General features: G+C 67.1%; 19 protein-coding genes and 1 pseudogene. 8 read left to right on the forward strand and 12 right to left on the reverse strand.

Annotated elements, in window-relative coordinates; genetic code table 11:
* Position 1: 1 nt before the first annotated feature.
* Positions 2-487, reverse strand: a complete 486-nt coding sequence (locus tag J7462_RS23375) for a helix-turn-helix domain-containing protein (protein ID WP_219466630.1) — start codon at positions 485-487, stop codon at positions 2-4.
* A 310-nt stretch (positions 488-797) separates the two neighbouring features.
* Between J7462_RS23375 and J7462_RS23380 the strand changes: the two genes are divergently transcribed.
* Genes J7462_RS23380 through J7462_RS23390 form a run of 3 tightly spaced genes read left to right on the forward strand, consistent with a single transcriptional unit; the run spans position 798 to position 4691 of the window.
* Positions 798-1784: a cyclic GMP-AMP synthase DncV-like nucleotidyltransferase gene (locus tag J7462_RS23380; RefSeq protein WP_219466631.1), complete on the forward strand. Its 987-nt coding sequence runs from the start codon at positions 798-800 to the stop codon at positions 1782-1784.
* Positions 1781-3535, forward strand: coding sequence for a ThiF family adenylyltransferase (locus tag J7462_RS23385; protein WP_219466634.1), 1755 nt, complete (start codon positions 1781-1783; stop codon positions 3533-3535). Before J7462_RS23380 ends, J7462_RS23385 begins: the two co-directional genes overlap by 4 nt.
* 4 nt (positions 3536-3539) lie before the next feature.
* On the forward strand, positions 3540-4691 hold the full coding sequence (locus tag J7462_RS23390; protein WP_219466638.1) for an SAVED domain-containing protein: 1152 nt from the start codon (positions 3540-3542) through the stop codon (positions 4689-4691).
* Between the two features lie 265 nt (positions 4692-4956).
* Here the strand turns inward: J7462_RS23390 and J7462_RS23395 are convergent, their stop codons facing one another.
* The gene (locus tag J7462_RS23395; RefSeq protein WP_219466640.1) at positions 4957-5217 is read right to left on the reverse strand and encodes a hypothetical protein; all 261 of its coding nucleotides are present in this window, start codon (positions 5215-5217) and stop codon (positions 4957-4959) included.
* 18 nt (positions 5218-5235) lie between these two features.
* Between J7462_RS23395 and J7462_RS23400 the strand changes: the two genes are divergently transcribed.
* The 3 genes from J7462_RS23400 (at position 5236) to J7462_RS23410 (ending at position 10775) form a co-directional block, all read left to right on the forward strand.
* Positions 5236-6615, forward strand: a complete 1380-nt coding sequence (locus tag J7462_RS23400) for a restriction endonuclease (RefSeq protein WP_219466644.1) — start codon at positions 5236-5238, stop codon at positions 6613-6615.
* Between the two features lie 286 nt (positions 6616-6901).
* Positions 6902-7282: a hypothetical protein gene (locus tag J7462_RS23405; RefSeq protein ID WP_219466646.1), complete on the forward strand. Its 381-nt coding sequence runs from the start codon at positions 6902-6904 to the stop codon at positions 7280-7282.
* Between the two features lie 190 nt (positions 7283-7472).
* Positions 7473-10775: a hypothetical protein gene (locus J7462_RS23410; protein WP_219466648.1), complete on the forward strand. Its 3303-nt coding sequence runs from the start codon at positions 7473-7475 to the stop codon at positions 10773-10775.
* 382 nt (positions 10776-11157) lie between these two features.
* On the opposite strand, the gene J7462_RS23415 is transcribed toward J7462_RS23410, so the two are convergent.
* From J7462_RS23415 to amrS, 7 genes and pseudogenes are all read right to left on the reverse strand, one after another.
* Positions 11158-12078 (reverse strand): IS3 family transposase, encoded by a 921-nt coding sequence (locus J7462_RS23415; protein ID WP_219466663.1) that lies wholly within the window; start codon positions 12076-12078, stop codon positions 11158-11160.
* A gap of 35 nt (positions 12079-12113) precedes the next feature.
* Positions 12114-13211: an IS110 family transposase gene (locus J7462_RS23420; protein WP_255597870.1), complete on the reverse strand. Its 1098-nt coding sequence runs from the start codon at positions 13209-13211 to the stop codon at positions 12114-12116.
* Positions 13212-13414: 203 nt separating this feature from the next.
* A pseudogene (locus tag J7462_RS23425) lies at positions 13415-13702 on the reverse strand (transposase); the annotation flags it as partial.
* A gap of 432 nt (positions 13703-14134) precedes the next feature.
* Positions 14135-14773 carry a LysE family transporter gene (locus tag J7462_RS23430; protein WP_219466668.1) on the reverse strand — a complete coding sequence of 213 codons (639 nt, stop codon included), beginning with the start codon at positions 14771-14773 and terminating at the stop codon, positions 14135-14137.
* A gap of 58 nt (positions 14774-14831) precedes the next feature.
* On the reverse strand, positions 14832-16136 hold the full coding sequence (locus J7462_RS23435) for a coproporphyrinogen-III oxidase family protein (RefSeq protein WP_208565735.1): 1305 nt from the start codon (positions 16134-16136) through the stop codon (positions 14832-14834).
* Between the two features lie 20 nt (positions 16137-16156).
* A complete protein-coding gene (locus J7462_RS23440; protein ID WP_219466675.1) occupies positions 16157-17662 on the reverse strand; it encodes a radical SAM/SPASM domain-containing protein in 1506 nt (501 codons plus the stop codon).
* The gene (amrS, locus tag J7462_RS23445; RefSeq protein ID WP_219466679.1) at positions 17655-19109 is read right to left on the reverse strand and encodes an AmmeMemoRadiSam system radical SAM enzyme; all 1455 of its coding nucleotides are present in this window, start codon (positions 19107-19109) and stop codon (positions 17655-17657) included. The genes J7462_RS23440 and amrS overlap by 8 nt, the downstream gene beginning before the upstream one ends.
* Positions 19110-19676: 567 nt before the next feature.
* On the opposite strand from amrS, the gene J7462_RS23450 reads away from it, so the two are divergent.
* Together J7462_RS23450 and J7462_RS23455 are read left to right on the forward strand one after the other, a co-directional pair.
* A complete protein-coding gene (locus J7462_RS23450) occupies positions 19677-20924 on the forward strand; it encodes a hypothetical protein (protein WP_208565738.1) in 1248 nt (415 codons plus the stop codon).
* Positions 20925-21036: 112 nt separating this feature from the next.
* Positions 21037-22728, forward strand: coding sequence for a choice-of-anchor D domain-containing protein (locus J7462_RS23455; RefSeq protein ID WP_219466682.1), 1692 nt, complete (start codon positions 21037-21039; stop codon positions 22726-22728).
* Between the two features lie 109 nt (positions 22729-22837).
* Here the strand turns inward: J7462_RS23455 and J7462_RS23460 are convergent, their stop codons facing one another.
* Genes J7462_RS23460 through J7462_RS23470 form a run of 3 tightly spaced genes read right to left on the reverse strand, consistent with a single transcriptional unit; the run spans position 22838 to position 25345 of the window.
* Positions 22838-23230: a PAAR domain-containing protein gene (locus J7462_RS23460; protein WP_208565740.1), complete on the reverse strand. Its 393-nt coding sequence runs from the start codon at positions 23228-23230 to the stop codon at positions 22838-22840.
* 31 nt (positions 23231-23261) lie between these two features.
* Positions 23262-23996 (reverse strand): response regulator transcription factor, encoded by a 735-nt coding sequence (locus J7462_RS23465; RefSeq protein WP_219466684.1) that lies wholly within the window; start codon positions 23994-23996, stop codon positions 23262-23264.
* Positions 23993-25345 carry a hypothetical protein gene (locus tag J7462_RS23470; protein ID WP_219466686.1) on the reverse strand — a complete coding sequence of 451 codons (1353 nt, stop codon included), beginning with the start codon at positions 25343-25345 and terminating at the stop codon, positions 23993-23995. The genes J7462_RS23465 and J7462_RS23470 overlap by 4 nt, the downstream gene beginning before the upstream one ends.
* Positions 25346-25422: the final 77 nt, after the last annotated feature.

The raw sequence follows: 25422 nt of genomic DNA on the forward strand, positions 1-25422 counted from the left end.
GCTATCCGTTCGCAGCGTCGTGGCGCGTGCGGTCGTGTTTGTCGGTCAGTACGTCCTGGATGTCGCCAAGCAACTCGCCGAGGATGCGGGATGCGTCGGGGGTGAAGGTGCTGGCGGCGCGGAGGTGAACTTTGACGGGTCGGTTGGTCACGGCGAGGCTGGTGTAGAGCTCGCGGACCAGTCCGGCGATCTTCTCCGCAGCGGCGTCGGACAGGTTCGGGTCGCGGGCAAGGTGGTGTGCGATCACCTCAGGTGTGTCCACCGCGCGGACCTGTGCTGGCTGGAAGAACCGCTCGGGCGCGAGGCCGAGCCATTCGACGATCCGGCGGAAGTTGGCAAGGTCAGGCAAATGACCCTTTTCAACTCGGGCGAGAGTGTTGAACGGGACATCGGCCTGTTCAGCCGCAGCGCGCAGGCTAAGCCCGCGCCGCTTGCGTTCGCCAGCCACGAGAGTCTTAAGTTGGTCGATGTCTACTGGCTCGCTCACCCGTCCTCCTTCCACGCGAAGTTGAGGCTCACCGTAACGACCGCCTCGGCAGTCATGTTGGGTGACCCGACATGGATAGATCAACTCGTATTTGTACCTCCGGAGGTACGCGCCGTAAGATCTGCTTCAGATCCAGGCTAGCTCGGTCAAGACCGGGTTGCCGCACTTCTGCGTGGGCCGCAGTCTCGTGTCCCCCGAAGGTGACGCATCCGCTGAGTGCCTGGGCGACAACGTGAAGCGGCCGGGCCGGCGGCCGGCGGACCCCTTCGGGGATTGATGTGTTCGGCGGGGTCAAGGAGGCCCCCTCCTCATGAAGCTTGTCGGGTACTTCGACACGTTGCTCACCGACACGGTGAACCTGAGCAGGTACAAGCTCGACCGTCTCGATGACCGGGTCGACGCGATCTACCGGGCGTTGAAGAACGACGCGGTCCTCGGCCCGTACGTGCGGTCCAAGATCGCGCAGGGCTCCTGGGCGCACCGCACGATCATCCAGCCTCAGCCGGAGAAGGAGTACGACGCCGACTTCCTGTTGCAATTGGATGAGAACCCGGAGTGGTCGCAGGACAAGGGCCGATACATCGGTGAGGTGTATGCCGCGCTTGGCCGCAGCAACGCCCACAGCGACATGCCGCGATCGAGGAAGTGCCGGTGCGTCAGGTTGACCTACGCCAACCTGTGCCACGTCGACATCGTGCCCTACCTGATTCTGCCCGACGGCCGTGAGGTGATCGTCAACCGTGACCTCGGTAAGTGGGAGGACACCAACCCAACCGGCTTCACCAGGTGGATGCGCACCCAGGACGACATCACCGGCGGCAACCTGCGCAAGGTGATCCGCCTGCTGAAGTTCCTACGCGACCACAAGGGCACCTTCCAGGGCGTCCGGTCGATCATCCTGACCACGCTGGTCGGCAACGTGGTGGACGCGAACAAGACGGTCTGGAATCCCGGCTACTACGCCGACGTGCCTACGACGCTGCGTAACATCACCCGCGACCTTGACACCTGGCTTCAGGCGAACGACAGCAAACCGAGCGTCGAGGACCCGTCGCAGTGTGGCACCACCTTCGACCACCGTTGGGATGACGTCACCTACGCCAACTTCCGCGACAAGATGAACAGATATGCCGCCGCGATCGATACGGCGTACGAGGAGACCGACAAGACCAGCAGTATCGCGCTCTGGCAGGACCTGTTCGGTGAGGGATTCAAAGCTCCTGCGCCGAAGCAGGCATCGGGACCGTTCACGCCTGCCGCCACTGCGTTGCCGGTCCGGTCCGGCCGGGCCGGGTGACCCGCAAGAAGACCGCCGGGAAGCCGCAACTGCGGCTCACGGCAGGTCAGCAGCAGGCGGTCGCAGAACTGCGCGAGGTCGTCGCCGCCCACACCGGCCTGATCACGTTGGTCGGTGAACCGGTTCTCCGTGAGCAGGGACTCCTCGTCGTGACGGTGCGCCTCGCCACGGGGAGTTTCACCACGGCCGAGGGCGGCCTGCCCTTAGCCGCGCAGGGCGAAGACGTCGTCATCGGCGTCCCCCGGCACTTCCCGTGGATGCCACCGCAACCATGGGTCAATCACACCCGTTTCGCCGGATACGCGCACGTCCTGCTAGGACGTGCGCTCTGTATCTACCTCGACACGAGCCGCGAGTGGCACCCCGACCTGGGCATGCGAGGCTTCCTCGACCGGCTGTGGAACTGGTTCGCCGACGCGGCGGCAGCCAGGTTCGACCCGGCCACTGCCCTGTTCCACCCAGTCGGCGGGGTGCCACACCGCACGCCCGGAACGCCGACGATCGTCGTGCGTAAACCTCTGGACGTCCAGGGCAGAGCATTCTTCCGCGCCACGCTGACCACCCGAACCCCGGCTCGGCTCGACCTGGACCGCTGGGCCACGTCCGAAGCCGCAGGCGACGTGGCGCAGATCATCGTCCTGCCCGAAGCGCTGCCCTACGGCGCAGGTCTCACCCTGCCTGAGGTTCTCGTTCATGTCGCTAGCACCGGGCACGTCGGCGCGGACCAACTCGCCACGCTGCTGGCCCGCACCGCCACACGTAACGCGAACGGCACCGCGCTCTACCTGATCATCGCCTCGCCGCACCACGCCTCCGCCGGTGGCCACCACCTGGTGGCCGCCCGGCTGCCTGCTCCCGCCGCCGATGTCCTGCGCGCGGTCATGCGGAAAGGCAGTTCACTGGCAACGATCAACAGCCGGGCGATCCCGGCCAGCATCTCGATGGAGTGGTGTCACGTGTCCGACGAACGACCCGAGATAGCCTCCCGACGCGACGCGTCGCGTCCCGTGTCTCGATTCGCCGGCACAACCGTCGAGGTGTGGGGATGCGGGGGCCTCGGCTCCTGGATCGCCGAGTTCATCGCCCGCGCTGGAGCAGCGCGCATCGTCCTGCGCGACCCCGGCGAGGTCCAAGGCGGCTTGCTCGTCCGGCAGAACTACGTCGAGACCGATATCGGCGGCAACAAGGCAGACCAGCTCGCCCAACGGCTACGGCAGATCTGCGATGATCTGATCGTCGAAAGCCATCCCGCAGGATTCCCTACCAGCCACAAGCTCCCCGACTGCGATCTCATCGTTGACGCGACGATCAACAACGGTGCCGGGATCTACCTCGATAGGGCGGCTCACCGGACACGCGACACCACTCGGCCGATGCTTGCTATGGTCGCAACCGATCTCCGCACCGCCACCCTGGGCCTGCTGACCGTGTCCGCTTCCGGGTATCCGACTGGGCCGGCTCACATCGACCAGGCGGCCGGGCCGCGAGTCCTCGCCGACGGCACGCTGGAACGCTTCCACGGCCTGTGGCAAGAGCCCGCAGAAGGAGATGAAATGGTGCCGGCCCGAGGATGCTCGGTCCCGACCTTCCACGGATCCGCAGCCGACGTCGCCGCCGTCGCCGCGTCCCTCGTGAGCCTGCTCGCACAGCACCTGAACACCACCATGTCCGGAACCCATCTGGCTGCCGTCGCACACGCGCCGGGAACCGGCCCGCATCACCACTTCATCCCTGCGCCGGAAGCCGAGTAACCCGATGGCGTTGACCGAACCCGAACGGCGCAAGCTGTGGGTCAAGGCAGGCGGGCGTTGCACCTTGTGCAAGGCATACCTGCTGGAAGGCAACCTGACTGCCAAGGAAGTACCGCTCGGCGAGGGTGCCCACATCGTCGGTCAGCAAGCCACCCCCGGATCACCTCGCGGTATGGACTCCGACCTCGGAGCCGACGACCGCGACAAAGCCGAGAACATCCTCCTGGCCTGCGCGTCCTGCCATACGGAGATCGACAAACAGCAGGTCACCGGACTGCTGACCATCGACGAACTGACCCGCCGCAAACTCCAGCACGAGAATCAGATACGGCACCAAACCGGATTGACCACCGACCGGCGCACCACCGTCCTGCGAGTCCAAGGCTGGGTACGCGGTGCCGCGATGGAACTCAGCAAGGATACCGCCGCTCTCGCCGTGATTCGCTCCAGCGACCGCTTCCCCCTCTTCATGCCGGCCTTCGACCAGCACGGCATCGAGATCGACCTACGTCACCTACCTGGCGAAGAAGAAGGCACACCCGCTTACTATGCCGCAGGCCGCGCCAGAATCGACTCCGGCGTCAAAGACCGGCTCTACGAAGGCATCCGCACCAACCAGGTCCACCACCTCAGCGTCTTCGCGATCGCCCGCCTCCCACTTCTCGTATACCTCGGATGGGCACTGGACGACGGCGTACCCACTGACGTCTACCAACGCCACCGCAGATCCGACGACTGGCTATGGCCCACAGGCGGCCAAGACACCCAATTCACCATCGAACCCATCCGAGACGAACACGCCGAAGCCACCGACGCAATTCTCATCACCAACCTTTCCGGCACCACTCACCTGAAAAATCTCCCACCCGCACTTACCACGTGCCCGGCCTTCCGCCTGCGGGTCGACGGAGACACCGCCCATGAAGACATCATCGCCACACCTGAGGCGCTGAGTTTCCTGGAAAAGGCAATACGGCGGTTCTTTTCCAACCTCGAAGCAACCAACAAACCGCTCCAGCGCCTCCATGTATTCGGCGCCCTGCCGGTATCCGCTGCAGTCACACTCGGCCGAAGCCTCAAAGCCGCCGACCTCAGACCAAAAGTCGTTCTCTACGATTTGACGCAAAGCGGATATGTGCAGGTCATGGAAATCTGACACATAAAGTCGGCCGGCTCTGGCGACCCCCCAAAACTTGGTTGCCACAGGCGTCCGGAATGGCTCCCGATCAGGGGATCAAAACGTTAATCTGGTGCGGGTGCGCCGATTCGTGCATAACCGCTGGCCGAGAGGCCGTGCTGCTCGTGGAAATTTCTCCAGGCGCGCTATGAGGAAGCACCGACCAGAGGCGCCGGGCGACGCGCGGAAGGACGACAGGAGATTCCTACGGCGTGGGTTGGATCGCGTTCAGCCAGTCGAAGATCTAGGCCGCGGTAAGCACGATCTGGTCGCATTCCTCGCGGTCGACCACTTCGCCCTCGTGTGCGATCTTGTTTCGTAGCTTCCTGAGCCGCTTGGCCTTGATGAACAGCGCTTGGTTCGACAGCCTGAGGGACACCCCGAACGCTTGTTGATAGAACCGGTCGATGACCTCGTCGAGGTCAGACACCCCGCCAAGCCCTTGGCGGTGCTCAGGCTTGGCCCGGTCACCACCGACCCCGCCGTGCAGCGGAGCAGCGGCCACAAAGGATAATATGCTGGGATGCACCCCAGCGAAGCGGCCGCCCAGGCCAATCTGGTTCAGCGGTACGCCAGCCTGGGCGCGTTGGCCGGTGGCATCAGCAAGTCAAAGCGGGGCATGGCGTTCAACCAGTTGATCGCTGACGCGCTCCAGCGTGACGGTATCGATGCTGAGGCCGATGCCCGCGGTCCACGAGGTGAGGTCGACGTCGCCTTCTTCTACGAGGGTACCTGGTACCTATTGGAGGCGAAATGGGAAGCCGCACCGATCGATGCTGACCCCATCCGCAAGCTCCACGACGTCGTCAACGAGCGACGCCCTGGGAGCATGGGCATCCTGGCATCATGGTCCGGTTTCAACGAGAGTGCTCTACGTCGGGCCGCCGGCACCAGAAACCTCATACTGTTCGATCGCACACATATCGAGGCATTGCTGGCCGGTGTTGCCACCGCGCAGGAGGTTCTTTCCGCGTCGAACCGGGCGATCTCGGTCCTCGGTGACGAGCGCGTATCGCTGGCCACGCTCCTGCGGCCTCGGCGTCCAAGCGAAGCACCCATCATCCTTGGAGTGCCAGACGGTTTCACCCCGGCGGCTGTCGCGGCGCCGAATGGCTTAGACGCGGAGGTGTTGGCCTACGGCGACGGGATCAAGGGCTTAGCGTCACACGAAGATCGACTGCTAATCACTGTCGAGGATGGTGTGGTCGAGCTCGAACCTCGACATCTGCGAGTACGGCGGCGGCTGGAGTTGACGCGCTGTGAGGGCAACATGTTCAGGGACTCTGATGGCTCCCTGCTCGTCGCGCGTCACGGCGGTGTTGTCCGATACGGCCACGATGGGGTTGGGGTGGCGGCTGGGGGCTATGGACGTACGCCGATGATCGTTAACGGTATGGACGGGCTGCCCTGGTTTTTGGACCGCAGCACGACCAATTGGCTTGGGAATCACCCAGGGCACCTTGTTGCACCGGGCCCCGATCTAGGCGTCGACCAGCGGTACTCCTGCGAGTTGCCGGCCACGAGCTGTGTAAACGCCTGCTGGATGCAGGGCTACACCTTTCTAATTCTGGGGGAGGGGAATAGCTGTGTAGTCGACGTCAGTACCGGTAAGTTCGTCTGGATCGTGACCCCGGTGGGCCGGCCCCACGGGCTCATCCGCCTCAACGAGACTCGGGTACTGGTTACTGGCTGGAACCGCCACCTACAGGTTGCTGTGATCGACACCGAGTCCGGGTGGACGTCTCAACCGGCTGCCGTCAATCTCGCCGGGCATGTTGGCGACGCGGTCATGCTCAACAATTCCGTGGTGGTTGTGGCCGGGGCGCCGGTCAACTCCTCGACCGTTGTTCCCGTCGTGGCTCGCTTGGACCTGGAGCAGCTCATCGGATCCATCCAGCCATAGCCACGTCGCTGGCGGCGCGACCATGATGGGGACTGTACGAATAACGGCTCTGTCTCACATTCGGTGGTGACGGTGAGTGTCGGTTAGCCGAGCAGGATGCGGTGTCGCAGAAGGTCGAACCCGGCGCGTCCGTACATTTGTCATTTGATCAGTTTGGTTTTGGTGTTGACGCCTTCGGTGCCGCCGTTGTGGAACGGATGGGTCAGGGCTGCGTTGACAGCGGCGCGGTCCAGGCCGAGGTCGCGGGTGAGGTGTGCAGGCAGGGCAGGTCCAGCCTGAGGCGCGGGTGGCTGCCAGAATGACCGAGGTAAGGTCCGGCGGGCTGATCGACAAGAGCTTCCGTTTCACGCCGTACGACGTGGTCGAGTGCGCGGTGCCGTCGTTCGCGGCGGCGATCCTCGGCGTACAGCGCCCCGCGTCGTTCCTGGTGGGCGGAACTCATCTCCTCGTCGTCGGACTCCGGGTGGAGCCGGGGTCGCAACTGCACGGAGCCCTGGTGTCGTCTGCTGACCGCGACGGCGAGATCGCGATCCTTTATGCGGTCGGCCCCCGCGGTGTGATCAACTGCCGGATGCAGGACTACCGGCCTGCCGTAGGTGAGATGATCTTCGCGGTCTGCACACCAACGGGAATGGGCCGGCTCGCCTTGCGCACTCGGGCTACCTGATTCCCTGACCTTGGGTGCGTAGTTGACTCGTTGATGTCACGAAGCAGCCCTCGCAACTGGACCTGAACCCCCACCGAGGCAGTGTGGTCCCACCCCAACCGCCGTATCGGCAACCTCGCAGTGACCGGCGTTGTGAAGTGGCCCCTATGAGCCGGACATCCTGATGGTGCGGCGAGTCCATGATGGTGCGATGGATCGAGTGTTCGGTCGTCGGCTGCGGCGTCCCCTACGGATGGTATTGCTCGGCGTCGCGGCCCTAGGGGCGTCCGTCGTGGTGTGGGTGTGGTGGCAACCACCGGCCCTTCCTAAGCTGGGGTGGGGCGGCACCGAGCAGGCCAGCTGGATCGTCAGCATGGTGCTGGGTGTAGCCGGCACCGTGGCGACGATGGTTGGCACGGCGGCGACGGTGCGGTCCGCCCAGTCCCCGGCCTCTTTGGGTGACGTGGGTGTGGTGGCGGATCTTGCGGCGCGGTTGGAACGGGACTGGGCTGAGGAGGCGGTACGACGGGAGGTGACTCGGCCGGCGCCGTTGCGTGTGTCCTGGTCGTCAACGGGTCGTCCGGCGGCCAGTCGCGAGGCGGTGACCGGTGAGCGGTCGAACGGTGGCTGGCGGCGCTTTCCGCTCTGCGGACAGATCGACGTGCCGCTGCCAGGGCAGCGTGGCGAGATCAATCGGCAGATCGTGAGTGCCTTCCGGGGCCTGCCGCGCCGGCAGTTGGTGGTGCTTGGCGAGCCGGGTGCGGGCAAGAGCGTCTTCGCGATCCTGTTGACCCTTGGGTTGATCCGTACCCGGGTTGAGGGTGAGCCGCTGCCGGTGCTGTTGGCGATCAACGCGTGGGATTCGGCCGAGCCGGTGGACGTTTTCGTCGCCCGCCATCTCGCCGAAGACTACGCCGACGTGTTGGCCGGCTTCGGCGACCCACGGGCGGTGGCTGAACGGCTGGTGGAGCATCGGCAGGTGGTCCCGGTGCTGGATGGCCTAGATGAACTGCCCGCCTCGGCCATCGGCCAAGCGCTGCAAGCCCTGGACGCGCACGCAGCAGCAGGCCGACCTTTGGTGGTGACCTGCCGTATCAGCGAGTACGAGCGGGCGGTGAACCGCAGCGAGACCATCCTGACGACCGCTGCGGTGGTGGAACTCGAACCGGTCACCATCGACGCGGTAGTCGAGTACCTGTCCTACCCGGAGCAGGCCCGACCCCGCTGGGAACCAGTATTCGCCCACCTACGCCCACACCTCGACGGCGACGAGCCTCAGACGAAGACACCGGCGAATCCACTGGCACAGGCGTTGTCCACGCCGCTAATGGTGGCTTTGGCCCGCACCGCCTACAAGGACCCCGGAACGGATCCGGCCGAGTTGCTCAAGTTGACGACCCTACAGGCGGTTACCAGCCGGTTGATGGACGCGTTCGTCACCGCTGCCTACACCCACCCACCCGAGCGGCGGAGCGCTCCAACTGGCTTGCGGTGGCGACGCCATGACCCGGCGCGGGCCCGCCGATGGCTAACCTGTCTGGCCTACCACCTGTACCAGAGCCATACTCGCGACTGGCACTGGTGGCAGCTCAACCCCGTTCTACTCGCGGCCCGGCCAGATCAGGTGTCGGTGATGACCACAGCCCTGGCGATGGTGATCGGCGGGCTGTCCGCAGGACTGGTCGGTGCCAGCGTCGGTGCCAGCGGCCTCGGGTCTTCCGTCACGGGAATACTCATCATGTTGACGGCAGCCAACGGCTTGCTGCGGCCGATGTGGCCGTACGGCTACCCGCCCTATATACAGGTGAGATTTCGGACTCGGCGTCAACGCCGCATCGAACGGGTCACGCTTGCGTTGGGATACGGGATCGTCGGCGGACAATTGATCGGGCTGATCACCGAAGGGGCAGCCGAGCTGCCTGCCGGGCTGGTCTACGGGCTCCTCACCGCCGTCGTTCCATCCTGGCGACCGGCCTCGCCGATCCGCCAGACCAGCACGTCCCCCACTGACCTGGTCCATAACCGTCGTAATATTGCCGCCGCAGCGTCTCAACAGGCCCTGACCAGCGGTGCGCTATTTGTGCTCGTAGGAGCGCTAGCCCAGGCCCCCACACCCTTAGCTACCGGTATCACGGCAGCTGTGGTGTACGGCATCACCGCCGGACTCATGGCCGGCGCCTGGACCTGGATAAGGTTCCGCCTGACCCATACCCGCCTCGCACTGCAGGGCTGGCTGCCCTGGCGCCTGCAGTCTTTTCTCGCCGGTGCCCACCACCACGGTGTGCTACGCCAAACAGGCACCGTCTACCAGTTCCGCCACGCCATCCTCCAGGACCATCTCAAAGACACCGCCCGCACCTACCATCTTCAACTCCAAGCCGACGCCGGCGATCGGCACGCCGCTGTGCGGTTGGCGGATTTACTCGTTGAGCAGGGCCACGTCGACGAGGCGATCGACACTTTACGAGTCCGTGCCGACGCCGGTGACCAGTACGCTGCCGTGCGGTTGGTGGATCTGTTCGTTGAGCAGGGCCGTGTTGATGAGCTACGGATCTGTGCTAGCACCGGTGACCAGTACGCTGCCGTGCGGTTGGTGGATCTGTTCGTTGAGCAGGGCCGTGTTGATGAGCTACGGATCTGTGCTAGCACCGGTGACCAGTGCGCTGCCGAGCGGTTGGTGGATCTGCTTGCTGAGCAGGGCCGTGTTGATGAGCTACGGACCCGTGCCGACGTCGGCGACTGGCGAGCCGCTGTGCGGTTGGCGGATTTACTCGTTGAGCAGGGCCACGTCGACGAGGCGATCGACATCCTACGAGTCGCTGCCGACGTCGGCGACTGGCGAGCCGCTGTGCGGTTGGCGGATCTGCTTGCTGATCAGGGCCGTGTTGATGAGCTACGGACCCGTGCCGACGTCGGCGATTGGCGCGCCGCCGTGCGGTTGGTGGATCTGTTCGTTGAGCAGGGCCGTGTTGATGAGCTACGGACCCGTGCCGACGCCGGCGGTCGGCACGCCGCTGTGCGGTTGGCGGATTTACTCGTTGAGCAGGGCCACGTCGACGAGGCGATCGACACTTTACGAGTCCGTGCCGACGCCGGTGACCAGTACGCCGCCGAGCGGTTGGTGGATCTGTTCGTTGAGCAGGGCCGTGTTGATGAGCTACGGATCTGTGCTAGCACCGGTGACCAGTACGCTGCCGAGCGGTTGCTGGATCTGCTTGCTGATCAGGGCCGTGTTAATGAGCTACGGACCCGTGCCGACGTCGGCGATTGGCGCGCCGCCGTGCGGTTGGTGGATCTGTTCGTTGAGCAGGGCCGTGTTGATGAGCTACGAATCCGTGCCAGCACCGGTGACCAGTACGCCGCCGTGCGGTTGGCGGATCTACTCGTTGAGCAGGGCCACGTCGACGAGGCGATCGACATTCTACGAGTCCGTGCCGACGCCGGTGACCAGTACGCCGCTGTGCGGTTGGCGGATCTACTCGTTGACCAGGCAAGGGTTGACGCCCACGGGTGAGGGTGAACTAACGATGCTGTCACCATGGATGAAACCGGGAGGTGTGGGCCGGGCAAGCTCGAAAAGTCAGGACGCTACCGCCGGAGCGGTGGCGTCCTGACTTGATCCGATACCAAGCGGGCGACGTCCTCCATCGGCGGTTCAATTCCGTCTTGGCCGCAGTTCAAATTCCATTACCACCTCATCATCCATGCACTGCGGCAGTGGGTTGCGGTGTCGATCGCCCCCGCCGACACGAACCCCTGCCGATCGCGGGCGGGTCGCGATGAGGGCGGATGCTGGTCGTAACGTGCCGATGGTGCTCGACCCTGAGCGGGGGTTGTTGGGTCATGGCAACGCGCTGTCGGCACCCTGTCAAGCCCCGGGTTTGGTGGAGAGTTGGTTATCTGGTTTTCAGGGGTGCGGTGACCGGCTGGGTCATCGCGTGTAGGGCCTCATATTCGGCGGGTGGGACGTGTCCGAGTTCGCCGTGCAGCCTGCGGTTGTTGTACCAGTCGATGTACTCGACGGTGGCCATCTCCAGGTCGTCGAGCCCGCGCCACGGGCCTCTGTTGCGCACGAGTTCGGCCTTGTAGAGGGAGTTGAACGCCTCGGCCATCGCGTTGTCGAACGAGTCGCCCTTGGAGCCGACCGAGGCGACGGCGCCGGCCTCGGCGAGGCGCTGGGTGTAGCGGATGGCTCGATATTGGACGCCGCGGTCGGAGTGGTGCACGAGTCCTTGCAGGTCAGCGCCCTGATTCTGGCGGCGCCAGATCGCCAGTTTCAACGCGTCCAGCGCCAGGTCGGTGTACAGACTCGTGGATACCTGCCAGCCGACGATCATGCGGGAGTACACGTCGAGGACGAACGCGGCGTACACCCAGCCCACGCTGGTGCGTACGTAGGTCAGGTCGGCGACCCACAGTTGGTTCGGGGCCGTCGCGGTGAAGTCGCGTTTCACCAGGTCACGGGGCTGGTCGGTCTCAGCGGCCGGGCGGGTCGTGCGCGGTGACTTGTCGCGTAGCAGCCCGCGCAGCCCGATCTCACGCATCAGCCGTTCGACAGTGCACCGGGCCACCCGCACGCCGCGACGCTGCAGCTCGTGCCAGATCTTGCGGGCACCGTAGACGCCGTAGTTCTCGGCGTGGATCTTCGTGATCATCTCGATCAGTGCGGCGTCACGCCGTGAGCGGGCGCTGGCCGGGCGGGTCTTCGCGGCGTAGTAGGTCGACGGTGCGATCTGTGCCGGCGTGTCTTCAAGAGCCTGCAGGACCGGCTGGACACCGTGTTCTTCCTGGTGGGAGTCGACGAAGGCGACCTTCATCGCGACGGACGGTCCAGCTCCGCGATGCTCCTATGTCAAGCTGCCAGCGGATCGGTCCGATCGTTCTTGAGTTCGTGCCCGTGGGCGGCGGGGAGGGCAGCGGGTCGATCATGTGGTCGGAGAGCGCGTTCGTCGGCCAGAAGGGCGGCGAAGACCCGGTCGGACAATCGTCGTCGGAGCAGTCGCAGGGCTTCGGTCTTGGTCTTGCCGCTGGCAAGGAGCTTGTCGACGTATTCCTTGCCGGGGCCGATACCGCGCGTTTGCGTGACTGCGGCCATGTGCAGCGCGGTGTTGACGGTCCGGTTACCGCCTCGATTGAGTCGAACGCGGACCTTGTTGCCGGACCAGACCGGGATCGGTGCGGTCCCGTTGAATCGGGCGTAGGCGTGCTTCGAGCGAAACCGGGCCGCGCCAGCGGTCTCGCCGAGAATCATCGCCGCGCCGAGTACGCCCAAGCCGGGGATGCCGAGCAGGGTGGGCCCCAGATCCTCGACCAGGGTCCGTAGTTCGCGCTCGAGGCTGTTGATCTGCGCGGTCAGCTCCCGGCAGCGGACCAGCAGGTCGCGGGCGATCCTGGCGACCGTGCCGTCGACGCCCGTGAGTCTGGTGGTCAACTCGTCGATGACGCGGTAGCGGCGCAGGCCGCGTGAGGGCACCTGCAGTTCCGGGTCCAGTTCATGCAGGTGCCAGCGAAGCCGGCTGCACAGCTTCGTGCGTTCCACGACGAGGTCGTGACGGTGGTCGGAGAGCAGCTTGACCTGTCTGGTGGGCCCATCGAGGCGGGCAACGGGCAGATTCGGATCCCGGAGCGCGGCCAGGGCGACGGCTTCGGCGTCGATCGGATCGGACTTGCCCCGCTGCCGTCCGGACCTTCGGGCGGCGGCCATCAACCGGGTGTGTACCCGCACGACCCGATACCCGCAACGCAGAAGGTCGCGTTCGAGCCGGCGGGTCATGTGCCGGCAGTCCTCGACAGCGAAGCTCACCTCGGGCCACTGGTCAGCCCATTCCACCGCCCGGAGGTGACCTTCGTCCGTCGCGGCGACAGTACGTTCACCGAGTCTGCGACCAAGGTCATCGACCGCAACCAAGGTGTGAGTGCGCTTGTGCGCGTCGATTCCGATGACAGTCATGTCAGCTCCTCGCTGCCGGGATGACGTTCCACGCCAGGCAAGGGGGCAAGCCTTAATCGAGCATGAGCAGGCTCCTATCAAGCCACTCCAAGCCCAGCGAAGGTCCGGCGGGGCCGCACATCAGGAGAAGCCACCAGCCACAGGCCAGGGCAGCGAAGAAATGAGCGAACCCCGCCGGACGTTGACCAGCTTGGCATTAACGCGAAGAAACTTGCTGCGGACTTCAGGATCTGGTTCGCCCGGCGCAGCTCACGATTCTCCCGTTCCAACGCGGCGATGCGTTCGGCGTCGCTGCTGGTCGTGCCCGGCCGCACGCCGGCGTCGGTCTCGGCCTTCTTCACCCAGGTCCGCAACGCCTCCGGATGAACCCCGAGCGACCCGGCGATCCGCTGGATCGCCCCGGCCGCGGACGTCGGATCCCGGCGAGCCTCGACCGCCAACCGGGTCGCACGCTCACGCAGATCATCGTTGTACTTCCTCGGTGCGGGCATCGCTGACGTTCCTCCCAGGTTTCGATGTCTCCATCAAACCCGGGGCGCAACACCCCTCGTTTACCCCCCGAAAACGCACATCAGCACGTGACGAGCAGTGACAGGAAACGATTATTGCGCGGGCATGTCTGGGCAGCTCAGTGCCAATTCTCGACAGGCCGCGACAATGTTAAGGTCGCTACTTTCGGTAACCGTGTGTCGCAGGTTCGAATCCTGCCGGGGGCACCAGTTGAGGTCCAACGAGCAAAGTGCCGATCGTCGATGAACTTCGACCGGCTGCGGGACCACCGCTGTCGGATCGCCGCCCACGGTGAACCTGCTGCCCGAACTCCGACGACGCCGTCAAAGCCGCGATGCGGGTCATGACGGCGTCGTCGACGGCGGTGGGGCGGTGTTGCAGGCCGTTGAGCGGTCCGTGTTGTCGCGGGCGGATCAGAGGTACGGGTCGCTCGCGGCGTAGATGCCCAGAACGATCATGAGGGTGCCGGACACTGCCGTGAGGACCTGCCCGGCCCTCGGCGTCATGAGCTTGCGGGAGACCGCCCCGACTCCCACCAGCAGCCCCTGCCAGCCCGCCGAGGCGGCGAAGATGCCGGCTACGAAGAGCACGCCGGCACCCCAGGACATCGTGCCACCGATGCCCACCGCCGCCGAGGCGAAGTAGCCGATGGTCAGTGGATTAGCGGCGGTGAGGCCCAGGAGGAGCAGGTAGGCGCGCAGCCCGGTGGTCGGCATGCCACGATCCGTCGGCCCACCAGGGGTCGTCGATCCTTTCATCCGACGCAGGGCGAGCAGTTCCCGCGCCCCCAGGAGCACCAGGACGGCACCGGCGATGATCCGCATCGGTGTCAGGAGCGACCCGACGGCGGCGGCGACGCCGCCGCCGACCGAGACCGCCAGTGCGGCGAAGACCAGGTCGGTCGTGGCGACGCCCAGCGCCGCCGCCAGGCCCACCCGTAGGCCCCGCGCCTGACCGGTGCGGATGACCAGCAGCCCGATGGCGCCCAGTGGCACCGCTACTGCCAGCCCGGCCAACAGCCCGGCCAGCAGGTATCCCATCATGACAGACATCGCAGCGTCCCCCGTCAGTGCGCGCGTTACGACACTGCGGGACACTACCAGGTATGGGCTATTCCATAAGCTCAGATATCCCGAATCTGACCTCGTCGCCGTCCGCCGGGCTCAGGTCCTCCCGGGTGTAGAACATCTCATAGACGTTGGTCGAATACAGTTGACCTGCCCTGGTCAGCTCGTATCGGTCGCCCTCCAGGCGTAGCCAGTCCTTGTCCACCAGTTCCTGGAGCTCGCTGCCGAAAACCGACTCCATCGGTACGCCGAAGCGCTGTAGGAACTCTGTCTGAGATACCTCACACATCTTCAGGCCACGGATCATGACCCGCCGCATCTCCTGCTCCTTGGTGAGCACCGTGGCGAAGTCAATGGGAATCCTGCCCTCGTCCACCATTTCGTAGTACCGCTTGAGGGGCTGGACGTTGACGTAGAGGCGGTCATGGATCACGCTCTTTGACGACACCCCGAAACCGATCATCGGCCAGGTGCGCCAGTAGTATTCCAGGAAGCGGGACAGATCGGGACACCGGTCCGGGTGGAAGTACCCGGTGGAGCTGCGCCGACGGAACCCGGCGGCCTCCAACGCGTCGATGGCGTACTCGTACATCATGGCTTCCTCGGCCGGCGACGGCAGCTGCATCTTGCCCGAGCCGATCAGGGTGTGGAAGGCCGTCTTGGGCCAGATCTCCAGGCCGTACGCCGTGATGCAGGCCGGTTCCAGCTCGATGGCCCGGTCCACGCTGCGCTTCCAGTCGTCGAGGGACTGGTCCGGCAACGGGAAGATCAGGTCGATGTTGGTGTGCCGGAATCCACCGTCGACCACCATGCGGTACGCGTTCTCGGCGGTCGCCACGTCGTGCGAGCGGTTGCAGATCTCCAGGAGCCGGTCGTCGAACGCCTGCACCCCCACGTTCACCCGGTTGAATCCGCCGGCCACCAGTGTCTCGACCTTGTGCGGGTCGACGGTCGACGGGTCGAATTCCAGGGCGATCTCACAGCCGTCGTTGAATTCGAACGTTTCCCGGCACGCGTCGAGCAGGCGGACCAGTTGCTCACCGGTCAGGATTCCGGGCGTCCCACCGCCGAAGTACACGGCGTCGATCGAGAATCCGGGAAAGGTGCGGTTGGTGGCGAAGTTGCGGATTTCCTTCTCCAGCGCGTCGACATACCGCGCGAAGTGTGACTCGTTCTTGTTGACATAGACGGTGTAGTCGCAGAACCCGCACTTCTTGATGCAGAACGGCACGTGCAGATAGAGCACCGCGCTCTGCCGCCGGAAGTAGTCGTCGTAGTCCACGTAGCGGTACTTGAAGGGGTAGGTGTGGATGTTGCGGCGGATGATCTGGCCCTCGGGCTGATACATCTGCGATTCCTCCGCTTCGCTCAGTGAATCGGCGTGAACGGTTGCGTGGCTACGTCGGGCAGCGCATTGCTGACCCGACCGTTCGGGACCACCGGCCTGCCGCACGACACGAAAAGGTCGTCGAAGACCTCGCGCCGCCGGTCCCGGTAGTCCGAGCCGGACCGGCCCACCAGCCGGACCATCTCCTCGGCGAGCATCAGCTGGTACCGGCAGGACTCCTCGTTGAGCACGTTGAGGTCCCCGCTCGCGACGAAGTTCTCCTGGCGGCAGCCGCCACCACACAGGTAGCGCGCCCAGCACTGGCCGCAGACGGGGTGCTCGTCGACGGTGCGACGCCATTCCGGGTGCGGCACGGTGAGCCCGTCCTCGCCGGTCCCCACGTCGAACGCCTCGTCGCCGACGAGACGGTGGCAGGGACTGATGGTGCCGTCCGGCGAATGGGTGTAGTAGGTCCGCCCGCCGGAACAGAACGACAACGCGGTGAGACCCTCGATCATCATCTGGGCGGTGCGTTCGTACTCGAGCACCCCGGCGAAGCGGTTGTCGGGCGTGAAGAACGACGGGTAGGCGTGCAGGAAGTCGCGGAACTGCTCGATCATGCCGGGCCGCAGGAAGTGGTTGACGTAGGTGACCTGGCGTGGACTGCTGAGCACCTTGTCGCCCAGGGTCAGGGTGAGGGCGACGCTGCGCCCCTGCTGGTCGACCGGATAGACGCCGGGGTAGATCTGGAAGAAGTCGAACAGGTTGAGTTCCCACAGCTCGCGCACGCTGTCGAGCAGGGTCGGCGTCTCCGTCGCGATGGTCATCCGGGCCACGAGGATGACGTTGTCGCCCGCTTCCCTGCGCAGCGTCCACAGATTGCGCATGATCCGGTCGTACGAGCCGCTGCCGTTCTTGGACGGACGGTTGCGGTCCTGCACCTCCCGGGGCCCGTCGAGGGAGACGGAGACGATGAACCGGTGCCGGCGGAACAGGTCGATGACGCCGGTGGGCATCAGCGTGAGGTTGGTGGAGATGCGGTGGACGAACGTCACCCCCCGTTCGTCGGCCACCCGCTCGGCCCGCTCGCAGATCTTGCTGATCAGGGCGAAGTTGGCCAGCGGCTCGCCGCCGAAGAACTCGAAGCGCACCCGCTGGCCGGGTGCCACGTTCTCGTCGATGAAGCGGAAGATCCACGCCACGGAGTGTTCGCCCATGGCTTCCTTCATCCGGCCGTAGTCGCCGCCCTCGGCGAAGCAGTACGTGCAGGCCAGGTTGCAGATGTTCGTCAGGTTCACGTTGACCGCGAAGTCCGCGCCGTCGGCCAGCGAGCTGGCGCGCAGCGTCTCGGCGTTGCTGTCGGCGTCCGGGGTCAGCGTGAAAGCCTCCCAGGCCGAGTGTTCCTCGGCACGCAGGTGCTCGATCCCCTGTTCCAGGCGCTCACCCACCTCCCGTGGCATTCGGGCGATGCGGTGGTTGCCGGTGACCAGCACCGCGGACTCCTGCTCGTCGAGGTGCACGACGAAGTAGTCGGTGCCGCTACGCACGGCGGGTCTCCTGGAGTCGGATCGCGGCCTCGGGGACGGCGTCGCTGGAGTGTTGGATCTCCAGGACCGTGCTGATGGGGAAGTGCGCCCGGTCGTACACCTCGTAGAGGTTGGCGTGGACGCCGGGGGGCAGCTGCACGCTGACGCCGCGGTCGTCCGAGGCGGACTTGCACGCGATGAAGCGGTACTGCGAACCGGGCAGGATGGGCACCCGCTTGACCTCGCGGCCGTGGGAGGCCCCGCCCAGCACGCGGACGGTCACCTCGTGCGCCGCGGACGCCTCACTGGACAACTCCACGTGTACGGCCTTGACGTCGCCGCGCCACTCGTGCTCGATGTGGTGCAGGTCGGCGGCGTCGACGTCGAGAATGTCGAGGGCGGTGTTGTCCGGTGCCGCCAGCAGCCGGAACGGCAGGGGGTTGGCGCACCCCTGGCAGTGGGCCTCCCCGGTGAGCCCGACGGGGGACGCGATCAGCCCGTACCGCTCGACCACCAGCAGACCGCAGTGCGGGCAGTAGGAGTTCGTCGCCTCGTTGTCGTAGACGTTGCCGAGGTAGCAGTAGCGGACCCCCTCCTCCAGCGCGATCTCCCGGGCCCGTTCCAGCCGCTCGACCGGGGTCCGGTCGACGTGGGTGTACTTGTAGTCGGGGTGGAAGCGGACGAAGTGCACGGGCACGTCGGGGCCGAGCCGGTCGAGCACCCAGCGGGACAGTTTCCGCGCGTCGCCCTCGGTGTCGTTGGCGTCGGTGACCAGCAGGCTGGAAACCTCGACGTGCTTGCCCCGGTCGAACACGTAGGCCGTGGCGTCCAGGACGGGCTGCAGCTGGCCCTTGGTCACCCGCTTGTAGAACGTGGGGTCCATCGACTTGAGCGAGATGCTGAAGATGTCGATGACCTCGCAGAGTTCCTTGGCCCCTTCGAGCGAGATGTAGAACGCCGACTTGAAAAGGTTGACCAGGCCGTGCTCGCGGGCGAGCCGGGCGGTGTCCAGGACGAATTCGTGCCAGACGACCGGGTCGTTGTAGGTCCAGGAGATGACCTGGATCCCTCTTTCGAGGGCGCTCTGCACGACCTGTTCCGGGGTGTAGTAATGCACCGACTGGTCCTCTACGAACCGCGCCTGCGAGGTCTGCCAGTTGTGGCAGTAGTCGCAGTTCATCATGCAGCCGATGTTTCCCATCGAAAGGATGCGGGCGCCGGGGGCGTAGTGGTAGACGGCCTCGGTTTCGATCGTCTCCTCGGTCATGGCGACCGACTTGCCGTAGTTGAGCGTCACCAGTTCACCGCCGCGGTTGGCGCGTACCCGGCAGAACCCGACCGCTCCTGGGCGGATGACGCAGTTTCGGGGGGAGAGGTGGCACTGGACCGTTCCGTCCGGGCGGGAACTGTAGAGAACGGCGGGATGGGTGTCCTGCTGCCAGCTCCATTGTTGCTGATCCTTTGGCACGGTGCGTCCTTCCGTGGCGGGATGGCGGGAATTCAGCGTGAACTGCGGTGAATGTGCGCAGGTGCCGAGGGCGCGGGCGGGGTGACCCGTGCCGGGAAGGTGTCAGGCTGTCGCGCGCCAAGATCTGTGATCATTGTATCGCTTACGGTGACGACCCCCGAACGAACGGTATGTCTTGACATGTGTTGGCGTCAATACTTTCGGCATAGGACGGTGACGTGAAGTGGTCTTGGCCGGAAGAGATGGGACGTGCCTGACGCGGAGCTGAAGATCAGTTATCCGTTGCGTCGGTGGAGTTGTTCTTGGGGCAACGGATAACTGATCTTCCGACTCTCGGCGTGGGACGGGTGACGACCGCCGCCGCCGTCGTCCACTTCGTGGCCGCGGTGCCGCGCGTCCGGGCGCCGCTGCCGCGTCCCGGCGGCGGCGTCGGGGTCATCCGTCGGCCCGCATGCCCGCAGGGGCAGGAGGAACTGCCCCTAAGGCGGCCGGCGGTCGCGTACCCCGCGGGCGGGTGCCCGGGGCAGGGTGGCCGGGTTGACTGTCGCCGACGTGAAAAGAGCGGTCATGACCTGGCGCGAGAACTACTGGGACGATGCCACGCAGAGCCCGGACTACTTCGAGTCCGTCGAGTTCGCCACCGTCCTCGACGGCGACTACGGCACCCGGATGTTCGGCCGGTGGATCGCGCAGATGCATCCGGACCGCCACGACCTGATCCGCAGCCTGGAGTACCTGCTGGTCACCTACCGGCACGGCGATGACGTGCAGGCGACGCTGGACACGTTCGAGCGCCAGCTACCCCGGCCGTGGGACGACTGGGCGATGACCACGGCACTGACGGAGACCGCCCGCCGCAACCCGGACGTGCCGGTCGAACTCCGCGACGACGACGACTTCGCCGCCCTGGCCGAGCAGTTGCGCGACGACGCTCAGCTCTTCGCGCTCTGGCGGGAGGAGGTGCAGCAGGCTGCCGTCATGGCGCTGTCCGTCCCGGAGGTGATGCCCGCCTTCGTCACCTCCTGCCAGACCCTCGCGGCGGAGGCACACGGCTATGGGGACAGGGGCAAGGAGGAGGAGAGCGAGCAGGAGAGCGAGGACGAGGAGGAGGCCAGCTACGACTACTCCGGGTACGACCGGGCGTTCGGGCACATCGCGTCCGACGACGACCTGGTGGTGGCCCCCGGCCCGGAGAAGTCGGTCCGGTTCGCGGAGCCGCTGGTGCAGGGGGAGGACGCGCCGCAGTGGCAGCACGGCGAGTTCAAGATCGGGGTGGCCTTCACCCTGAACCCGGAGGCCAACTCCAACCTGGCCGGCCTCTACTCCTGGGCGCAGACGCAGGCCCTCGTCGGCCTGTGGGGGGTGGACGTGGACGAACTCGCCACCATGATCGGCTCGGCGATGGAGCGGATGCCCCGGATGTACCGGGACGACCGGATGACCATCCACGTCTTCCCGCAGTACGTCTTCATCACGGTCACGATCGACTCGGCGCTGAACGCGCACAACACCGGGATCATCGCCACCCTCACCGACGAGGGGGCGTACGCGCACTACGTGCAGTTCAAGGACCTGGTGATGTTCTACACCGACGAGAGTGACATGGACACCCCGATCTACAACGTGCTCAAGACGTTCGGGGACCCGTGGGCCGGCGGCACGGCCGAGAGCTACGTGGTGCGCCACGGCCGGGGCCGCAAGGCGTACTTCACTGTCGACCCGGTGCGGACCAGCCACGAGCAGAGCGTGGCGGCGGTGGTCCGGCGCTGCTCCGGTGGGCTCGACGTCCGGGTGCTGTCGGCCCGGCCGCAGTAGGGTGACGACCGCCGGCGGTGGTGGGGTGGTGCCCGAAGGTGCAGGCGGGACTGCCCGGAGGGCTTCCCGTGGGGTTGCGGCCGACCCGGGCGGGCCGCGTTCACTGGCCCCCATGGCTGCATCAGCGTCCCGGTCCCTGCGCGCCACGTCGGCGCTCGCTGTGGTGGCACTCCTGGTGGCCGGGGCACCGCCGGCGGCGTACGCCGAGTTCTTCGCGGCACCGCGACCGGCCGGTGGCCCGGCGCTGCGGATCAGCGTGAGCGACGGCGCCGCCCCGCTGGTCGGCGAGCCGGCCGGGACGACCCTCGGGCTGACCCCCGGTGGCTCGGCGGTGGTCACCCGCACGGTGACCACCGCGACCATCCCGCCCCGCCCCGACGTGGTGCTGCTCGCCGACACGACCGGCAGCATGCAGGCGGCGCTGAACGACGTCCGGGTCAACGCGAAACGGATCATCGGCGACATCAGCGCCGTCCAACCCGACGCCCGCTTCGCGGTCGCCGAATTCCGGGACGAGGGCGACGAGTTCGTCTTCCGGCTCAACCGGGACCTGACCGCCGTGCCGTCCGAGGTGCAGGAGGCGGTGAACGTCTGGACCGCCGCCGGAGGCGGCGACGGCCCGGAGGCCGGCCTGAACGCCCTGTACGCCGTCGCCACCGGAGCGGTCGGCCTGCGGACCGAGAGCAGCCCGATCGTGGTGATCTTCGGGGACGCGCCGTCGCACGACCCGAGCGTCGGCCACGACCTCGCCGGGACGATCCAGGCGTTGACCACCCGGGGCGTGCGGGTGGTGGCCGTGGACGTCGGCAACCCGGGCAGCTACTCCCTCGACGAGTCCGGACAGTTCACCGAGATCACCCGGCAGACCGGGGGCGTGCTGCTCGACGCCGCCGGCCCGGCCGAGGTCTCCAACGCCATCCTGGCCGGCATCCGCGCCATCCAGGCCACCGTCAGCGCCCGGACCACCGACTGCGACCCGCAGCTCTCGGCCTCGGTCACCCCGGCCGAGCAGACCGTCGACAGTGGCGGCACCGTCGACCTCACCGTCTCCGTCGCGGTCGATGCCGCCGCCCGCAACGGGGAGTACGCCTGCCACCTGGAAGTCTCCGTGGACGGCATCGTGCAGGGCGAACCGGAACGCCTGGTGGTGAACGTCAGCGGGGCGGCACCGGACGTACCGGTGCTCCACTCCGACGCCGCCGCGCTCGACCTCGGGGAGGCCCCCCTCGGCGTGCCCTCGGCGACCCGGACGGTGACCCTCACCAACACCGGCGACTACCCGCTGACCGTGGCCGCCGCCCTCGCCGAACAGCCGCTCCCGGCGGTGTTCGCGGTCACCGCCTCGACCTGCGGCGGAACCCTGGCCGTCGCCCGGTCCTGCACGGTGGCCCTCACCGCCACCCCCCGGGCGATCGGGGCCGCGACGTCGGTGCTCAGCCTCGCCAGCGCCACCGACACCGGCGGGGTCGCCGCCCAGTCGCTGGCGCTGAGCGTCTCGGGTCGCAGCCCGACGTTGCAGTTCAACCCCGGCGTCGGCCGCCCCGGCCAGGTGGTCACCGCACTCGGCCAGGGCTTTCCGGCGGGGGCCGAGGTGCTGGTCACCTGGGTCGACGGCACGGGCGCGGTGCCGGTGGTCGCCGACGCGTCCGGCCGGTTCGCGGTGCCGATGGTGGTCTTCGAGGAGGGGATCGCCGGTCCCCGGGCCGCGCTCGCCTCGGTGCCGGCGGTCGGCCAGGTGACCAGCGGTACCTTCCTGGTGCAGTCGGCGACCGCCCAGCCGGGACCCTTCACCCGCCGTCGCTGACCGGCCCACCCGTCGGGGCGCACCGGCCCCGGGCCACGGCCGGGGCGCCCCGGGACCCGGGCCACCGCCGAGCCACCCCCGGCGGGATCGCCCGGGGCCCGTACCCCGGTCAGCCGACCAGCACCTGACCGGTGGCGATGATGCTGCCGGCCGGCAGGGGAGCGGGGTCGTTGCAGGTGTTGACCTTGTCGCCGTGCCGGGCCGCCGGCTTACCGTTGATCAGCACCAGGGCGCTGCCGGCGATGATCGTGCCCTGGTTGTTCGGTGGCGTCTGGAACGGCCCCCCGGTCGGCAGGTGCGGCGGGGAGTTCACCGCGACGCTGCCGACCACGGCGGCCGGCTTGCCCTCGATCAGCACGTCGGTGCTGCACCCGTTGGCGATGGTCCCGGCGAAGGGCATCGGGGTGGGTGTCGGCACCGGACCGGTCGGCGAGGGCACCATGATGATGTGCGTGTCGGTGCCGACCACCTTGTCACCGAGCTTCGCGGCAGGTACGCCCACGATGGAACCCTCCCTTGGGCAGCGGAACCGGTCAGATCAGCCCCTCGCGGATGGCGTGCGCGACCGCCTGGGTGCGGTTGCGGACACCGAGCTGGGTGGTGATCTCGTGCACGATGTTCTTGATGCTGCGTTCCGAGTAGGACAGCTCCCGGGCGATCGTCGCGATGTCCGCCCCGGCGGCGATCATCCGGAGCACCGCGAGCTGGCGCGGTGACAGCGGCAGGATGGTCAGCCCCCGGGGGGCGAGCACCTGCCGCTGGGCCCGACCGACCCGGGTCAGCAGCGAGCTGAGCAGGTCGGTGGGGAGCCTCGCCTCGCCCCGGGCGGCAGCCCGGACCACCTCGCGCAGCAGGGCGGCGGTGCTCTCCGAACGGCGTACCAGACTGAGACCACCCGCCTCGATCGCCTGCAACCCGGCGGTGTCGTCGAGCTGCCCGACCACCAGCACCGGTCGGGGGGCCGGCCGGCCGGTCAACGCGTCGAGCTGGGCCAGCAGCCACCCGTCCACCGTGTCGGCGACGATCACCAGGATGTCCGGGGTGTCGTCGGGTTCGGCCAGCACCACCGGGCGCGCGCCGACCGGGTCGTCGGTCGCCGCAGTGCCGAGCTGGGCCATGACACCGGCCTGGGAGATCGGGTCGCGGGAACGGACCGCCGTACGGATCGGTGCCGGGCCCGGGGCGGTGCCCGCCCGGTGGGCGCTGGCGGCCGGATCGGTGGTGTCCGGACCGGGGACCTGCCCGACGGTGGGGTGCGGGTCGCTCATCGGCTGGGGGAGGGGCTCGGGGTGGGCGCGACCGGCACGAGCTGTCCGGCGAAGTACGCGGCCGGGGTGCACGCCGTGGTGCCCGGGTTCGCACACTTCACCGCGACGGTCACCGGTTGGCCGGCGGAGAACCGCAACGGCTGGACGAAGTGGTAGTCCAGGTCCCGGAAGTTGTTCAGGCCGGTCTCCAGCAGCACGGTGTCGCCCCGCCGCACCTGGAGCAGCCCGGCGTCGCCGTGCGGATTCTGCAGCACGATGTCGGTCACCCAGAGCACCTTCTTGTCGGCCGGCCGGTAGGTGGAGAGGGTGAACTCGTTGGCGGTGGTCGGTGAAGCGCTGGTCGCCACCCGGAAGTCGGCGGCGGTCTCCGGGTCGGCGTTGTCCAGCGTCCCGCCCTGGGCACCCGGCCCGTTGCCGTTGCCCTTTCCGGTTTCGGTCGTCGGGCTCGGGGCCGCGCTCGGTTTCGGGCTGGCGCCGGCCGCGACGATGGCCACCTTCTCGGCCTTCTCGGCGGTCTCCGCCGCCTCGCTGGCCTGGGTCTTCACCTCGGCCACCTCCTGGGACAACTCCTTGGTCTCCACCTTGGCAGCCTCCTTGGCGGTGGACTGCACGGTGGGTTTGAGCACCGCGAACCAGAGCCCGACCAGGGCGACCGCCACCGCGGCGGCCACCAGCACCACCCGGGGCGACCAGGCCGGCAGGACGGACCGCTGCACCAGCAGTCCGTCGCTGGTGATCGGCTCGGCGTCGGGACGGGTCACCGCCACCTGGAACGGCAGGTTGCGGTCCGGGCCCAGCAGGAACCGCTTCCGGGGGCGTACCCGCAGCTTCACGAACGTGGCCGTGCCCGGACGCAGCACCGGCGCGACCGGAAGCACCCGGAAGGTCAGCAGGCGGTCCGGATCGGCCGGCAGCACCTCGACCGTGGTCTCGACGTTGCCGGTGTTGTCGATCACCAGCTGGTGCCGGGCGGCGCGACGCGCCTGGGAGGTACGGGGCACCAGCTCCGTCGCCAGCTCCACGAAGGGCTGCACGGTGACGGTGCCCTCCTCGACCACCGAACCCTCGGGATTCTCCCGCCCCCGGACCCGTACCCCGAAGGCGACGCTGCCGGCCGGCACGGTCGCCGCACGCGGCGGCGTGAACGTCACCCGGGCCTCCTGCTCGGTGCCGGGCAGCAGGTTCATCGTCGCCGGCTCGACCTCGGCCCACGGTGCGGCGTCGCCGACCACGTCCAGGGTGAACCGGTCGACGACGGCGGCGGTGTTGCGCACCCGGACGGTGCAGCCGACCGTGCCGCCCGCGGCGACGGTGAGGTCGGTCTCGACAAGTCCCACAGCGACACTCATGCGGGCAGTCTCGCCGTGCGGGTGGGCCGGCAGAACCACGAACGAGGAACACCAAGGGGCAGCCGTGGCTACCTGAA

Origin of the sequence: Micromonospora sp. RL09-050-HVF-A, from assembly GCF_019374995.1 — a bacterium.
Taxonomy (GTDB): domain Bacteria; phylum Actinomycetota; class Actinomycetes; order Mycobacteriales; family Micromonosporaceae; genus Micromonospora; species Micromonospora antibiotica.

What these genes read in the sequence shown, in the direction of transcription:
- J7462_RS23415 (WP_219466663.1), bottom strand. Translation starts at nt 12,078, where the DNA reads ATGAAGGTCGCCTTCGTCGACTCCCACCAGGAAGAACACGGTGTCCAG.
- J7462_RS23390 (WP_219466638.1), top strand. Translation starts at nt 3,540, where the DNA reads ATGGCGTTGACCGAACCCGAACGGCGCAAGCTGTGGGTCAAGGCAGGC.
- J7462_RS23380 (WP_219466631.1), top strand. Translation starts at nt 798, where the DNA reads ATGAAGCTTGTCGGGTACTTCGACACGTTGCTCACCGACACGGTGAAC.
- J7462_RS23400 (WP_219466644.1), top strand. Translation starts at nt 5,236, where the DNA reads ATGCACCCCAGCGAAGCGGCCGCCCAGGCCAATCTGGTTCAGCGGTAC.
- J7462_RS23420 (WP_255597870.1), bottom strand. Translation starts at nt 13,211, where the DNA reads ATGACTGTCATCGGAATCGACGCGCACAAGCGCACTCACACCTTGGTT.
- J7462_RS23410 (WP_219466648.1), top strand. Translation starts at nt 7,473, where the DNA reads ATGGATCGAGTGTTCGGTCGTCGGCTGCGGCGTCCCCTACGGATGGTA.
- J7462_RS23455 (WP_219466682.1), top strand. Translation starts at nt 21,037, where the DNA reads ATGGCTGCATCAGCGTCCCGGTCCCTGCGCGCCACGTCGGCGCTCGCT.
- J7462_RS23450 (WP_208565738.1), top strand. Translation starts at nt 19,677, where the DNA reads ATGACCTGGCGCGAGAACTACTGGGACGATGCCACGCAGAGCCCGGAC.
- J7462_RS23465 (WP_219466684.1), bottom strand. Translation starts at nt 23,996, where the DNA reads ATGAGCGACCCGCACCCCACCGTCGGGCAGGTCCCCGGTCCGGACACC.
- J7462_RS23470 (WP_219466686.1), bottom strand. Translation starts at nt 25,345, where the DNA reads ATGAGTGTCGCTGTGGGACTTGTCGAGACCGACCTCACCGTCGCCGCG.
- J7462_RS23430 (WP_219466668.1), bottom strand. Translation starts at nt 14,773, where the DNA reads ATGTCTGTCATGATGGGATACCTGCTGGCCGGGCTGTTGGCCGGGCTG.
- J7462_RS23435 (WP_208565735.1), bottom strand. Translation starts at nt 16,136, where the DNA reads ATGTATCAGCCCGAGGGCCAGATCATCCGCCGCAACATCCACACCTAC.